Annotated in this window: 14 protein-coding genes; 6 read left to right on the top strand and 8 right to left on the bottom strand. The window is 67.0% G+C overall.

The genetic code is table 11. The features are described from left to right. Positions 1 to 26 precede the first annotated feature (26 nt). Both BMX78_RS19850 and BMX78_RS23200 read right to left on the bottom strand, forming a co-directional pair. Entirely contained in the window at positions 27 to 1352 is a 1326-nt protein-coding gene (locus tag BMX78_RS19850; RefSeq protein WP_502686315.1) for a CynX/NimT family MFS transporter, read from the bottom strand. 318 nt (positions 1353 to 1670) lie between these two features. Then, complete coding sequence (locus tag BMX78_RS23200; RefSeq protein WP_170850892.1) at positions 1671 to 1838, bottom strand: hypothetical protein; 168 nt, start codon at positions 1836 to 1838, stop codon at positions 1671 to 1673. Between the two features lie 94 nt (positions 1839 to 1932). On the opposite strand from BMX78_RS23200, the gene trmB reads away from it, so the two are divergent. The 3 genes from trmB (at position 1933) to BMX78_RS19830 (ending at position 4521) form a co-directional block, all read left to right on the top strand. Then, on the top strand, positions 1933 to 2856 hold the full coding sequence (trmB, locus tag BMX78_RS19840; RefSeq protein ID WP_091423344.1) for a tRNA (guanosine(46)-N7)-methyltransferase TrmB: 924 nt from the start codon (positions 1933 to 1935) through the stop codon (positions 2854 to 2856). 197 nt (positions 2857 to 3053) lie between these two features. Beyond that, positions 3054 to 3950, top strand: a complete 897-nt coding sequence (locus BMX78_RS19835; protein ID WP_091423524.1) for a DUF1206 domain-containing protein — start codon at positions 3054 to 3056, stop codon at positions 3948 to 3950. 67 nt (positions 3951 to 4017) lie between these two features. Further along, positions 4018 to 4521, top strand: coding sequence for an SRPBCC family protein (locus BMX78_RS19830; RefSeq protein WP_091423340.1), 504 nt, complete (start codon positions 4018 to 4020; stop codon positions 4519 to 4521). Positions 4522 to 4592: 71 nt separating this feature from the next. Here BMX78_RS19830 and BMX78_RS19825 read toward each other — a convergent pair whose 3' ends face one another. Both BMX78_RS19825 and BMX78_RS19820 read right to left on the bottom strand, forming a co-directional pair. Next, positions 4593 to 5255: a zf-HC2 domain-containing protein gene (locus BMX78_RS19825; RefSeq protein ID WP_091423521.1), complete on the bottom strand. Its 663-nt coding sequence runs from the start codon at positions 5253 to 5255 to the stop codon at positions 4593 to 4595. Continuing rightward, the gene (locus tag BMX78_RS19820; protein WP_091423337.1) at positions 5252 to 5752 is read right to left on the bottom strand and encodes a sigma-70 family RNA polymerase sigma factor; all 501 of its coding nucleotides are present in this window, start codon (positions 5750 to 5752) and stop codon (positions 5252 to 5254) included. The genes BMX78_RS19825 and BMX78_RS19820 overlap by 4 nt, the downstream gene beginning before the upstream one ends. A gap of 164 nt (positions 5753 to 5916) precedes the next feature. Between BMX78_RS19820 and BMX78_RS19815 the strand changes: the two genes are divergently transcribed. Then, positions 5917 to 6474, top strand: coding sequence for a COG4315 family predicted lipoprotein (locus BMX78_RS19815; RefSeq protein ID WP_091423333.1), 558 nt, complete (start codon positions 5917 to 5919; stop codon positions 6472 to 6474). A 42-nt stretch (positions 6475 to 6516) separates the two neighbouring features. On the opposite strand, the gene BMX78_RS19810 is transcribed toward BMX78_RS19815, so the two are convergent. From BMX78_RS19810 to BMX78_RS19800, 3 genes are all read right to left on the bottom strand, one after another. Further along, positions 6517 to 7254 (bottom strand): hypothetical protein, encoded by a 738-nt coding sequence (locus tag BMX78_RS19810; protein ID WP_091423329.1) that lies wholly within the window; start codon positions 7252 to 7254, stop codon positions 6517 to 6519. Further along, entirely contained in the window at positions 7247 to 7825 is a 579-nt protein-coding gene (locus tag BMX78_RS19805; RefSeq protein ID WP_091423326.1) for an RNA polymerase sigma factor, read from the bottom strand. The genes BMX78_RS19810 and BMX78_RS19805 overlap by 8 nt, the downstream gene beginning before the upstream one ends. 203 nt (positions 7826 to 8028) lie before the next feature. After that, a complete protein-coding gene (locus BMX78_RS19800; protein ID WP_091423323.1) occupies positions 8029 to 8718 on the bottom strand; it encodes a protein tyrosine phosphatase in 690 nt (229 codons plus the stop codon). A gap of 24 nt (positions 8719 to 8742) precedes the next feature. Between BMX78_RS19800 and BMX78_RS19795 the strand changes: the two genes are divergently transcribed. Beyond that, a complete protein-coding gene (locus tag BMX78_RS19795) occupies positions 8743 to 9531 on the top strand; it encodes a DUF5655 domain-containing protein (RefSeq protein WP_286139187.1) in 789 nt (262 codons plus the stop codon). Positions 9532 to 9588: 57 nt separating this feature from the next. Here the strand turns inward: BMX78_RS19795 and BMX78_RS19790 are convergent, their stop codons facing one another. After that, the gene (locus BMX78_RS19790) at positions 9589 to 10440 is read right to left on the bottom strand and encodes a DMP19 family protein (RefSeq protein WP_091423320.1); all 852 of its coding nucleotides are present in this window, start codon (positions 10438 to 10440) and stop codon (positions 9589 to 9591) included. A gap of 196 nt (positions 10441 to 10636) precedes the next feature. On the opposite strand from BMX78_RS19790, the gene BMX78_RS19785 reads away from it, so the two are divergent. Beyond that, the gene (locus tag BMX78_RS19785; RefSeq protein WP_091423516.1) at positions 10637 to 14179 is read left to right on the top strand and encodes a DEAD/DEAH box helicase; all 3543 of its coding nucleotides are present in this window, start codon (positions 10637 to 10639) and stop codon (positions 14177 to 14179) included. The last annotated feature ends 6 nt before the right edge of the window (positions 14180 to 14185 follow it).

Below are 14185 nucleotides of genomic sequence, written 5' to 3'. Positions count from 1 at the left end.
ATAACGGCACTTACTGCTACCCGGTTTCAATCTTCGACGAAGCGGTTCCGTCCGGCCCGGTAGCCGAACACGGCCGCGAGCAGCCCTACCGCCAGGAAGAGGATGCCGGCGGGGGTGAACGATCCCGTGGCCTGGTGCAGCTGGCCCACCATCAGGGTTCCCGTTGACCCCAGGCCGTAGCCAACGCCCTGCATCATCCCCGAAAGGTGCGCTGCGGTGTGGCCGTCACGGGTGCGGAGCATGATCATGGTCAGCGCCACGGCAGTGAGGCTGCCCTGGCCCAGTCCCAAAAGCCCTGCCCACATCCAGACCAGGTCAAGCGGACCGAAGATGCTCAGCGCGAAGCCGCCGCCGGTCATCAGCGCCACCACCGTGGCGATGGCACGCTGGTCCCGGAACCTCGCGGCAAGCGCCGGCGCAAAGAGCGAGCCGAGCATCTGCAGCACGATGCTCACCGACACGATCAGGCCAGCGGTGGCCCCATCCACGCCCCGCTCGCGCAGGATGGGCGCCAGCCAGGCGAACACGCTGAAGGACATCATGGCCTGCAGCACCATAAAGATGGTGACCTGCCACGCCACCGGCGAGCGCCACACGTTGACGCCGTCCTTCACCAGCTGGTGCCGCACGGCGCGTTGCCTGGCAGCAATGGGAAGGAACAGGAAAAGGACGACGGCGGCCGGCAGCGCCCAGAACCACAGCGCCTGTGTCCACTCCCCCGTCGCCGCGTAGACAGGGTAGGTGAAGCCGGCTCCGAGGGCGGCAGAGGCGCAGATGGCTGTGGTGTAGAGCCCGCCCATCAGGCCAAGCCGATGGGGAAAGTCGCGTTTGACGAGTCCAGGCAGGAGCACGTTGCACAGGGCGATGGCGGCGCCGCAGGCAGCGGTTCCGGCCAGCAAGGTGGGCAGGTGCAAGGGTCCCACCGGGCGGAGCAGAAGCCCTGCGGTCAGGACCGCCATGGCCCCGAGGAGGACGCGCTCGGCGCCGAAGCGCCGTGCCAGGACCGGGGCCAGCGGCGCAAACAGGCCCAGCAGTGTCACCGGGACGGTGGTCAGGACTACAACGGCCCAGCCGGGCAAGGCCGCTTGCGACGTGATTTCGGGCAGAACCGCGGAGAAACTGGAGAAGACAGTGCGCAGGTTCAGCCCGATCAGGACCAGGCACAGGCCCAGGTAAACAAGTGCCCGCCGGCCACCCACCCGGGTTGGTTCCGGTGCCGGCAGTTCATCGATCTCGGCGTCCACCAGATTGTCCCTGCGGGCCAGGTTGTCCGGCTGTTTTGCCAACTGGGGCTTCACCGCGCGCTCCCGGGGCCGCTGCTTCCTGGCCGCAGCATTCGTCGCTTCCGTCACCCGCCCATTCTTGCAGGAAACAGGGAGGCGAAGTTATCCACATAGGGCAGCTGGCACCTGCTGCGAAGCTCACCGCCTCCATAGGTTGGAACCCTCACGATCCGGTCGACCAAGGAGAGACATGGGTGTTCCGCCACCAGAAGAGACCCAGCCTAAAGATGACACAGCACAGTCCGAAGCATCCGCCGCTGTGGACTCCTGGAATGCCCGGCGTGTCCATTACGAGCGTCAGGCAACAGCGGGCGTGGTGTTGGGAGGCCTTGCCATTCTCAGCATGTTCGTCACTGCCCCACTGGCGATGTTTGCCATGCTCGGGACCTATCCGTCCGATGGCGGCCCCTCGCCCACGCCCTGGGTGACGCCTTTGGTGTTCTTCAGCTTGCCCCTCCTGTTTGCTTTGCCGTCCCTGGCGCTGGCAATTTCCGTCATCAGGAATTCCCCGGACGCTTCGCCCGCCAGGTCATCGGCAGCATTTGCTCTATGCATCTCCGGGCTGGTCTTTGCGTTGGCGTTGGGGCCTGCACTGGACCTACTGGGGAACATATGATCCTGCCCGCCGGCCGCCGGTATTCTGGAAGGGATGAGCGAATCCCCAGAAACCCCCCAGCCGCAGCATGTCCCGAGGCCGGTGACCCCCGGCACGCAGGCTTCCTATGGCACGTACGGCGGCCGTCCCGTCAGTTTCGTCCGCCGCGGAACCCGCCTTCAGGGACGCCGGCAGGCCGCCTGGGAACTGCATGCCGAGCGGTGGGCCGTGAACGTCCCCCGCCATGTAGCCAACACCTCGGTCCACCCGGACTACACGTTTGACGCCGAGTTGGAATTCGGCCGCAAGGCACCCCTCATCGTCGAGATCGGCTCCGGCCTGGGCGATGCCATTTGCCACGCCGCTGAGCAGAATCCTGACACCGACTTCCTCGCAGTGGAGGTCTACACCCCGGGACTCGCCAACACCCTGATCAAAATCAACAGCCGGGGCTTGAGCAACGTGCGGGTTGTTGAGGCCAATGCTCCGGAAGTGCTGGCCACCATGCTTCCGGAGGGCTCCGTCAGCGAGCTGTGGGTCTTTTTCCCGGACCCCTGGCATAAGTCCCGCCACCACAAACGGCGCCTCATCCAGCCCGAGTTCGCGGATCTCGCCGCGCGGGCGCTCAAAAAAGGCGGGCTCTGGCGGATCGCCACGGACTGGTCCAACTACGCCGTCCACGTCCGCGACGTCCTGGCGGACTCAAAGGACTTCGAAAACCTGCACACCGGCGAGCGGCGCGGACCCGAAAGCCCGCTGACCCAGGTGTGGCAGTCGGGCGTGGAATCAGTGGTGGGCGGAGCACCGGTCCGGGAAGGCCGTGCCCCGGTCAGTACCGAACACACCGGGCCCAACGAGGGTGTGGATGAGACGGGCGGCTGGGCGCCGCGTTTCGAGGGCCGGATCCGGACCAGCTTCGAGGCCAAGGCCCACGAAGCCGGGCGGCTGATTTTCGACCTCTGTTACCGCCGGCGGTAACTCCCGGCACCGTATACCTTGCGGGTGGCTCCAGCCCCGCCCCGGCGTGCACCACGCCGCCCTCCACTAGGATTGGACCCGGCATCGGTTCCCTTGCCGGGCAGCGCGGCGCCGCGCCTTCAAACGCCCCAAACCACATGCTTTGACACGCTATTCCACATAGTTCTTTCCGCTTGCTGGGCCGCAACCGCCTCCGCATGGCACGATGGCGGTGTGCGGGGCACGCACCGATCGCGCCCCGGCGCCGGTACAAAGGAACAGCCATCAAAAGAGAACTGAAGCAGGCCGCGGACGCGGCGGAGAACGTCACCAACTCCCGCACGCTGGAGCTGCTGGCCAGGGCTGGCTTTGCGGCCAGTGGCATCCTGCATCTGCTGGTGGGGGCCATCGCCATCCGGCTGGCCATGGGCGGCACGGGAAATGCCGATTTCAGCGGCGCCGTGGCCGAACTGGCCACCCAGCCCGCCGGGCCCTTCCTCTTATGGGCCAGCTTCGCCGCCTGCGCCGCCTTGGCGCTGTGGCAGGCCAGCGATGCCATTTTCGACTACAACCACCTGCCAACCAAGGAAAAGGCGGGGAAGAAGGCCAAGGCGGCGGCGCAGGCCCTGGTGTACGCGGGTCTCGCCCTGACGCTGATGTCCTTCGCACGCGGCACGGGCTCAGGTGGGGACAACCAGCAGAAAGCCGTCGACTTCACCGCCTCACTGATGAAGGCTCCGGGCGGGGTGGCACTGCTGGTCCTGCTCGGCGCCGGCATCGCCGTGACCGGGGTGGCCTACGGCATCCGCGGAGTCAAACAATCGTTCGAGAAGCAGCTGGTGATGCCGCCGTCCCCTGCGGCCAGGAAGGCCGTCACCGGACTGGGCGTGACCGGGTACGTGGCCAAGGGCACCGTGCTGCTGCTGACCGGGCTGCTTATTGCCATCGCCGCCATTGAGGCACATCCCGAGGAGTCCACGGGATTGGATGGCGCCCTGAGGGCGTTGCGCGACCAGCCCTTCGGGCTGTATGTCCTGGCGGCCGTGGGCGCGGGACTGATCTGCTACGGGGTGTACTCCATTGTCCGGGCGCGCCTGGCAAAGATGGTCCACTAACGGCGGCACCTGCGGACTGCGTGTCCAATACGGACGGGCTGCCAGCGTGAACGCATAGGGTTGGACCATGCCCCAGGTACGCGCCGAACGCTTCATCCGCATCGACCCGGACGTTGCTTTCGCCTTCTCCCAGACCACCGGCCGCTTCCGGCTGGGCTGGGATCCCTTCATTTCGGAACAACATTTCCTGGACGGCGCCGCCACCGCGGGCAAGGGCGTGCGGACCCGCACCCGCTCGCGCCTTGGCCTCACCATGGTCAGCGAGTACGTCTCCTACGCGCCGCCCCGGAACGTGGGCATGACCATGGTGTCCGGCCCCTGGTTCTTTGAAAACTTCGGCGGCGGCTGGAGGTTCACAGCGGACGACGGCGGCACCCGGGCAGTCTGGAAGTACACCTTTTCCTGCCGCCCTGCACTGCTGCGGTCCGGAATGGAACGGATCGGCGCCTGGCTGCTGGGGCGGGAAATCGAGAAACGGATTGAAGCATTCGCCCGCGCCTGCGAAAGTCCGGCCCTGGTGGCCGAGTTCGGGAGGCTGGAAGCAGGCGATGCGCCCGGGAAGCAGGAGTAGCTTCCGGCAGTGCTGGTTCCCGGCGCAGGCATAGCCGCATACGGATCAGGCCGCAGCGATCACACCAGCAATCAGGGCACGGTGATCACGGCAACCGTCTGCTGGGTTCCGTCCCGCAATTCCACGCTGGAGATGCTGCCCAGCTGGATGGGTGTTGCCCCCGTGACCTTGACCCGGCCGCTGGGGGTGGCGGTCCAGGCGCACGCGCGGTCCTCACCGCCGGCCCGGTCCCTGACCCAGAGCGACAGTGTGCCGTCGGAGGGAAGGCTGCTGCCGTTAACAGCCAACTCCGTCCCCCACGTTTTGCGGGCAAGGTCGATGCTGAACTGCAGCCCGCCGCCCGACTGGACAGAGTAGCTGGCGTCCGGCTGCGGTGCCCGGCCCAGGAGCGGACCCACGGCCAGTCCCACGGCGAGGCAGGCAGCGGCGACAGCGCCCGCGAGCGCCGCCCAACGCCGTCGTACTTTACGACGGCGGCGCGCCAGTTCGGAGAGGAGGGCCACCGGGGCCGCGGTTGAGGGCGCGGCAACCGCCGCTGACGGACCAGCGGTGAGCGCCACGGCGTCCGGCACCGGAACGGCGTCCAGCAACATGGGCACTGTCTCCAGCCGGGCCAGTTCATCCCGGCACTGCGGGCACTCCTGAAGGTGGTCTTCGAAACTCTTCAGGTCAACGGCATCCAACCCGCCCAGCAGGTAGGCGCCCAGCAGTTGGTGCAGCCCGGAAGCATTCACCACTCCACCCCCATTTCATCGAGGATGGTCCGCAGGGCCCGCACAGCGTAATAGGCGCGGGATTTCACCGTTCCGCTCGGGATGTTCAGCTGCAGGGCCGCCTCGTTCACGGTGAAGCGGCGGTAGTGCAGGGCCACCAGGACGTCACGGTGCTCGGTGCTGAGGCGGAGCAGCGCCTCCTCGATCAGTACCCGGTTCAACAGTTCGTCCACTCGCTCCACGGCTTCGGCGTGACCGCTGAGCCCGTCGTCCAGCGCCTCCGCGGGGCGGCGTTGGGCACGGCGGTAATTGTCGATCATGATATTCCTCGCGGTACGGAACAGGTAGCTGCGAAGGCTGCCGGTCACCTCGGGTGCGTGTTGCCATACCCGGAGCACGGTTTCCTGGACCACGTCTTCGGCAAGCTGTGGATCACGGGAGGCGCTGAGCACAAAGCGGCGGAGGGCCGGGCCGTGTTCACGGTAGATGGACTCCACCACGTCGTCATCAAGCGGCATTCGGCGGACCTCCTGTCCCAGCCTCCGGCACGGCTATTCCGCGCTTCCCGGCTGATACGACGCCGGCAGCCGGGATTTGGTTCAACCTGAACCATTCTTCACCCTGCGGCGTCGTACTGGTTAGCGTCCGGCGATCGGCGCCGGGCACCACCAAAGGAGCAACCATGAAACAGCGTGTGTTGGGGGCAGGCCTTGCAATCCTCGCCCTGTCGGCGGCCCTCACCGGGTGCGGCGGCGGCGGAACCACTCCTGCGGCCAGCAGTCCGGCTGTCACGGGAGGTGCACCTGCCGCCTCGGCAACCGCCCCCGCCGGCTCGGTATCGCCGTCCGCAACATCAACGGCGAGTGCAGGCGTTGACCTCAAGACGGCGTCCTCCAGCGCGGGCACTATCGTGGTGGACTCCAAAGGCATGAGCCTCTATTTCTTCACCAAGGACGTGAAGGATTCGGGCACCAGCGCCTGCACCGGCGGATGCCTGACGGCGTGGCCGCCGCTCACCACCTCCTCTGATAAGCTGAAGGTCGAAGGGGTCACCGGCACGGTTGGCACCATCCCCACGCCGGAAGGTAAGAAGCAGGTAACCCTGAACGGCCTCCCGCTGTACTACTTCGCGAAGGACACCAAACCCGGCGACGTGCTGGGCCAAGGCGTCAACGATGTCTGGTACCTTGCGGATCCGTCCGGCGAAATGATCAAGAAGATGGCTGCCTCGGGCTACTGACCGGAACACCTGGCCCTGTGGCCCGCGGTGGGCGCCCGGACGTCAGCGAAGCGGGACGGCCGGCAGCGTCCCCGGCAGGGGAACCTGCGAGGGGAGCGGCACCTCCGGTCGCTTGCCCAGGCCATCGGCGATCTGACCCGGCACTGCGCCGGGCAGGGTTTCTGAAGCGGGAACTTCCCCGGGCTGTCCCGGGGAAGTTCGCTGGCCACCTGGGGCGGTCGCAGCAGGACTGTCCGACGGCGGCTCAACCGCAGGGTGCCCTGCGGCTGGGTGGGGAGGGATGGACGCCGGATCCGCTGACGGGGTGGCGGCCGGGGCTGTGACTGCGGGGGCTGCGGGCACAGGTGCCGCGGGCTGCTCCGCCTGGTCATCGGCAGGAACTCCCGCTGAACCGGTGATGAAGGACGTGACCGCGTGGTTGAGCTGGGTGAAGGACTCACGGATGCCCTGGTCTGACGCAGCGGCTACCGCACCGCCGGCACCGAGTGATACCGCGACGGACAAGGTGGTGAGGACTGTGCGGCGCCTGGCCCTGCGGCGGGCTGCGAGTTCGTCACCAGGGGCGCCCGGTGCTGCCGCCACGGCGGGGGCCTGTGGTGTTTCCGCAACAGGGGCTCCGGCCATCAGTGCCAGCAGCTCTGCCGAAGGTTCCGGCGCGGCCGCGCCCAGGGCCTGGAGCTCCAGGAGGACGGGGCGGAGCTGGCTGTCGCCAGCCAGGTCTGCTTCCAGCAGCAGCTGGTCCACTGCCCCGCCGGCGCGGGATCCTGCGGTGTCACTCATGGTTTGCCTGGTTTCTTGAGAGCGTCTGTGCCTTGAGATTGGAAAGGGCCCGGCGTTGAAGCTGCTTGATGGCTCCCTCGCTTTTGCCCATGATTGCGGCCACCTGTTCGATGGACAGATCGGCCACCACGCGCAGGGCCAACACTTCCTGATGTTCGTCACTGAGCCCCGCCAGCAGTGCTTCGGCCCCGCCGTTCAGTTCCACAGCATGATCTTCCGCGCTGGGTGTGCTGCGGCTGTCCTCCTGCGGGTCGTAGGGAGTCAGCTGGGGCCTGCGTTCGAGCCGGCGGTAGTGGTCCACCATCCGGGCATGGGCGATGGAGAAGATCAATGACTTTGCGCCCTGAAGACCACCGCTGAGGCCGTTGATTTTTGGGAAGAAAGCCAGGAATACGTCCTGGGTGACCGCTTCGGGATCGTCCACGCCACGTGCTTTGAGATAGCCCAGTACCGGTCCGGCGAAGGACCTGTAGGCAACGCCGAAGAGCGCTGCCGGGTCGGTGCCGGCGGCGTCGTCGAATATATCGATATCTTCTTGGGCCAAAGTGTCAAGCACCAGCGGCTCCTCCATCCCGGGACAGGCAATCCCCGTCCCGGTTTACGCTGCGGTTCGCGGGCCCCGCCCGCACTGCCCCGACGGCCCCTGGCCGCTTCTGACGGACGGTATTCCGGTCTGCTCCAGTGGTGCGGGCGGTGATCGGAAAGATCGGCACTGCCGTACTGCGGGAAACGGAATCCGGGCCGTTTCCCGCAGTACACCCTAGCTAAGCGTGCCTAGCGGACCGAAACGGAGGGTGCGTCCACAACGTTGCGGGCGCCGGCGGGGACGGCGGGAACTGCCGGTACGGCGGGGACTGCACGCTCGCCGTCGACAGCCGGGACGGCGGGCACAGCCGGGACTGCCGGAACAGCAGGCAGCTCAGGACGGTCCACGTCTACAGCGGCGGAGCCGGCTGCCTCAGCGCCGGCCTCAGCGGCGGCATCGGCCTGGGCCACGACGTCGGAGCAGAAGCTGCCGATGTTTGCTTCGCCGTGCGCGGCAACCGCGAGTGAGGAGAAGCCCTCGGAGGAGGCGTCCAGGCCGCCGTTGGTGAAGGCCGTGCACAGGGCGAGCGATGCGGCACCGGCTGCGTCAACGGCAGTGCTGGCCGCAGCGGAGACGGAGGCCTGTGCGGCGACGTTGTCGTCAGAAACGGTGGCGTCTGCGGAGGCGTCTGCGTCTGCGTCGGCGGCGACGTTGGCTGCTGCGTTTGCGGCCGAATCTGCGGTGCCTTGGCCTTGACCGGCAGCTTCTGCTGCGAGCTTCGGGGCCGGTGCGCCGAAGACATCGTGCGCGGTCTGCTGAGCTTCGGTGGGGAGGACGCCGGTAACGGCAGCTGCCCCGGTTCCGCCGACGGCGATGGTGCCGGCTGCCAGTACTCCGGCGGCGACTTTGCTGGTGGCGAGAACGGTGAACAACGACATAAAACTCTCCAAAACCTAGGCAACATGTTCAGTTCGGGCCCGGCGGGCGGGCCCATCACCTCCTACATCGCCGGGGACGGCGGAAAGGTTACGGGCGCGAAGAATCTTTTTTTCGAGGCGGTCGGCGGCAGGGCCGGCGGCACCATTGGGAGGCGCGTCCGGCATTACGATCGAGGCATGCCTACAAACCCCCAACCGGCACTCGTACCGCAGAAGAAAGCCGGAACCTGGCAGCTGATGGTGGACAACAACAAGGCCCACCTGATGCGGAAGACCGGCCAGGACACCGCGTATTGGGCCGAGAAAGCCCGGGCCGCCGGCATCCAAAACGACGGCGAGCTGCGCCGCTGGATGCGCGACGAATTCGGGGTGACCGGGTACGCCCAATATGCGGTGTCCTGGGAAATGTTCGGTTACCCGGACTTTATGCTTCGTGATGCCGACGAACTGATCGACGGCCAGTATGCGAACCATCCGCAGCTGAGGCCCATCGCTGATGCGCTCCTGGCGTGGGCTGCCGCCACAGACGGCGTGGGAATCCAGATGCGGAAGGGCTACGTGTCCCTGCACAGCCGGCGGCGGAAGTTCGCCCAGGTCACCAGGACCACCAACAACGCCGTAGACGTGACGCTCCGGCTTGGGGCCGGGGAGCCCGGTGCTTCTACGCCCGACGCCCCCGCGGCGCACAGGATCGAGGCGGTCAAGACCCGGCCGGATGATCCGTTCACCCGCCGGGTGCGCCTCACCTCCGAGGACCAGGTGGACGACGAACTGCTGGAAATCCTGGCGGCTGCCCTGGCCCAGAACAGCTGACGCGGGTCCAACAGCAAACAGCTGGCGGGGCGCTCTGCCGGCGCCCCGCGTGCCCGCCTAGGCCTCGACCATCTCCGCGTCGGCCTCCTCGAACTCCACCGCCGCCACGATCTCCTGCGTTTCGGGGTTGACCATAAAGGCCTCGTCGTCCTCCTCCACCATGAGGAAGTCGCCATGGTCCGTTGAGAAGTGCCAGGCGAGGGTCTTTTCGCCGTCGTGCATGTAGTTGGGATCACCCATGGTGATCTTGATCAGCCCATACCCGGCGATGCTGCAGAGTTCGCGGATAATGATCTCGAAGTCCGGGGCATCCTCCAGCGCTTCAGCCTCGGCCTGCGCCTGGCGTTCCGGCAGGTCCGGGATCCGGGCGACGAGGCGTTCGATGTACGCGCCGATCTCCTCGTCGTCCAGCACCAGCAGTTCGGCCTGGCCGCGCAGCCAGGCCGCGTTCAGTGCCGTGATGTTCTCACTCTCCAGCAGCTCCTCGAACTCGCCGTCGAGCTCCTCAATCCGGAGGACGCCGTCGGGTGTTTCCGCGGTGTCGTCCAGGCCGCCGTCGAGGTAGTGCTCCTCGTCTTCCTCGGACAGGGCATCGAACGCCTCCACGGCGCGGTTGAAGAGGTCCAGGTGCGCGGTGGCGCCCATTCCCGCCATGCCTTCGCGGATCAGTGGGTCCGTTTCGGAGCGGTCGACGGCGGTGAACACGTACTGCGCGAAGCCACCCTCAAGCGCCTGCGTGAGGTAGAAGTCCACGTAGTAGCTGCGGACTGCAACGGGCGACATCTCTTCGGTACGAAGCAGGGCGGTGTGCATGGCGTCGACAATGCTGACGTTGGCTTCGACGACGTCCTCGTCGTTTGATGCGATGCTGCTGCTGGTCAGGACGACGGGCTGCTGGCTGGTGGTCATGGCAATCCTCACTGCTTTTGCGGGTGCTGCTTGAACGCTTTTCACGCTACGTGCGCCTGGTACCTGCAGGGTTGAGGAGGAAATGAACGTCCGGCGAAGTTTCCGGGGCTTTTGAATCCCGCCGGCGAACTAAGATGAATCAGATAACCAACCACCGGCCCGGCCCCGCCGCGGCCTGTTGAAAGTAGCGCGCGCCATTCCATCCCACCCGGACGAAAGCTCGGCACTGGCAATACAGACCCCCGCCATCAACGACCGTTCCCTGGCCGCCGGACTGGCCTACGCCATGGGCAGCCGTGTTTCGGGCATCTCTTTCGATCCCGCCACCGGGCTCATGCTGGGCAAGGTCCGCGGCGGTGCTGACCTGCCCTATTCCACTACCGCCAAACTGGTCCGCAAGGGCGGCGGCTGGAGCTGCACGGTTGGCGTGTGCAGCTGCCCGGTCCGGAAGGACTGCAAGCACGTGGCGGCGCTGCTCTTCGCGGCGGAGGACAACCCGGCCACCCGCGTCCAGCTGCTGTCCCCGGGCGGCGCACCCGCCACCCAACTCTCGCGGGAGCCCTCCGCGGCCGTGTCCGATTGGGAAAAGGCCCTCAGCCCCCTGATCTCCCAGCCCGGCGCCGCACCCTCCACCGGCGGTGTCCCGCTTGCCCTCCAGTTCGAGATTGAGGAGCCGGCACCGCACTTCTCCTACACAGGCCGTCGGGACCCCCTCCGCAGCGTCCGCCAGCTCAAGGCCCGCCCGGTCATCATGGGGGCCAAGGGCAAGTGGATCCGCGGCGACGTCTCCTGGAACACCCTGAGCTACCTGAACTTCCGCCGCGAATGCAACGTTTCGCATGTGGAGTGGATGCAGGAGTTCCTGGCCGCCCACTCCGCCTCGGCCAGCCGGATGCAGAACTCCTCCGGCCTGTGGCTGGGCATGAACACCTATTCCGGCAAGAACCTGTGGAGCCTGCTGGCAGACGCCGGGAAGATCGGCCTGGCCCTGGTTCACTCCAAGGGCAGCGAACCGGTGCGGCTCGCGGAGTCCCCTGCCGCCGTCGGCCTTAACCTGGGCCGTTACGGTGCTCCTGTTGAAAGCCCGCTGGATGACAACCCCGGGGCTGAACCCGCGGCGGGACAGCGTGTCCCGCCCCAGGAGCAGGCGTCCGACGGCGGCCTGGAGCTTGCGCCCACCATCACCGTGGAGGGGGAGGATATTGATCCGGCCGCCGTGGGAACCATCGGCCGGCCCGCGCACGGCATCTTCTTCACCTCCGGCGAAGCCTCCCTGCCAGGAGTCCCCGACCCCGACGGCATCATCACGCTGGCACCGCTTGAGGGCGGCCTGAGCGAAGAACTGCTGGCGTTTGTCACCGCCGGAAGCACCCTTCACATCCCCGCCAAGGACGAGACACGCTTCCTCACCGGCTTCTATCCCAAGCTCAAGCAAACCGCCCGGGTCACGGCCCGCGACGAGTCCGTGTCACTGCCCGCACTGGCCGTCCCCACGCTCTCGCTGCTCGCCAACTACGGTGCGGACCACAGGCTCCGGCTGCACTGGGAGTGGCACTACAAAACCGGAAAGCTCGTCACCGCCCAGCCGCTGTGGCGGCACCCGGGTGACCACGGCTACCGCGACGACACCGCCGAGGCCCGCATCCTGGAAGGCATCGGCCGGCCGTGGGAAGTGGTTCCCGCGCTGGGTGAATCCGCCACCGGCGGCTGGGGAACCCCCCGGCTCGCTGCTTCCGTGGAGCTGAAGGGCCTGGACACCCTGGCCTTCACCGAGGAGGTGCTCCCCCGGCTGCGCGAGGCTCCCGATGTGGACGTGGACACGGTGGGCGAGATCGCCGACTACCGCGAGGCCGAGGAAGCACCCGTGGTTTCCATTTCCACCAAAGCCACCGAGCAGCGCGACTGGTTCGACCTCGGCATCCAGATTTCCCTGGAGGGCCAACCGGTCTCCTTCGCCGCAGTGTTCTCGGCGCTCGCCGCGGGCCAGACCAAAATGCTGCTGCCCAGCGGAGCCTACTTCTCCCTGGACCTGCCCGAGCTGCACCAGCTGCGCGCCCTGATCGAGGAGGCCCGCTCGCTGCAGGACAACAAGGATGCGCCGCTGCAGATCAGCCGCTTCCAGGCCGGCCTGTGGGACGAGCTGGCCCAGCTGGGGATCGTGGACGAGCAGGCCGCCGCCTGGCGCTCCGCCGTGGGCGGCCTGCTGGAGGGCGGCGTGGACGGCCTGCCGCTGCCGGCCACCCTCAACGCGGAGCTGCGGCCGTACCAGCTGGAGGGCTTCAACTGGCTCAGCTTCCTGTACAAGCACAGCCTGGGCGGCATCCTGGCCGACGACATGGGCCTCGGCAAGACTGTGCAGGCACTCGCGCTGATGTGCGCGGCTAAGGAACTGGCCCTGCCGGCCGTGGCGGAGGGTTCCGGGGCCGGCAGCTCAGGTGCCAGCGCCGAGGGTGCCAGCGCGCAGGGTCCCAGTCCAACAGGTTCAGCGGCCGACGACGGCGCTCCCTTTTTGGTGGTTGCGCCCACCAGCGTGGTGGGCAACTGGGCCCTGGAAGCCGCGCGCTTCGCGCCCGGCCTGAAGGTCCACGCCATCAGCGAGACCTTCGCCAAGAGCAGCCAAGTCCCTGCGGAGGCGCTCGCCGGCGCGGACATCGTGATCACGTCCTACGCGCTGTTCCGGATCGATTACGAGGCCTACGCGTCCACACAGTGGGCGGGCCTGGTGCTGGACGAGGCCCAGTTCGTGAAGAACCATCAGTCCAAGGCCTACCAGTGTGCGCGGAAACTGCCGGCGGCCTTCAAGCTGGCCATCACGGGCACGCCGCTGGAGAACAACCTGATGGAGTTCTGGGCCCTCACCTCGATCGTGGCCCCCGGCCTGTTTTCCAGTCCCAAACGCTTCGCCGAGTATTACCAGAAGCCGGTGGAGAAGAACGGCGACAAGGGGCAGCTGGACAAGCTCCGCCGTCGGGTCCGTCCACTGATGTTGCGGCGCACCAAGGACCAGGTCATCAAGGACCTGCCGCCCAAGCAGGAGCAGATTCTCGAAGTGGTGCTGAACCCGCGCCACCAGAAGGTGTACCAGACGCACCTGCAGCGGGAACGGCAGAAGATCCTGGGGCTGATCGAGGACGTCAACAAGAACCGGTTCACCATCTTCCAGTCGTTGACCCTGCTGCGGCAGCTCAGCCTGGACGCCTCCCTCGTGGACCCTGCACTGACGTCGGTCCGTTCCAGCAAGCTGGACGTTTTGTTCGAGCAGCTCGAGGATCTCGTGGCGGAGGGCCACCGCGCCCTGATCTTCAGCCAGTTCACCGGCTTCCTGGGGAAGGTCCGCGAGCGGCTGGACGAGGAGAAGATCGAGTACTGCTACCTCGACGGCGGTACCCGCAACCGCGCCGACGTGGTCAGCGAGTTCAAGAACGGCAGCGCCCCGGTGTTCCTGATCTCCCTGAAGGCCGGCGGTTTCGGCCTCAACCTGACGGAAGCCGACTACGTGTTCCTGCTGGACCCGTGGTGGAACCCGGCCTCCGAGGCCCAGGCCGTGGACCGGACGCACCGGATCGGGCAGGCACGGAACGTGATGGTCTACCGGCTCGTGGCCAAGGACACCATCGAGGAAAAGGTGATGGCGCTAAAAGCCCGGAAGTCGCAGCTGTTCGCCGATGTAATGGAGGGCGACGCCCTGGCCGGCGGTGCCATCACTGCCGAGGACCTGGCAGGGCTGTTCCAGGAATAGGCGGGG

It is taken from the genome of Arthrobacter sp. OV608, assembly GCA_900110595.1.
In the GTDB taxonomy this organism is placed as follows: domain Bacteria; phylum Actinomycetota; class Actinomycetes; order Actinomycetales; family Micrococcaceae; genus Arthrobacter.
The sequence above is the reverse complement of the archived record's forward strand: the minus strand, read 5'-3'. Positions and strand labels throughout refer to the sequence as shown.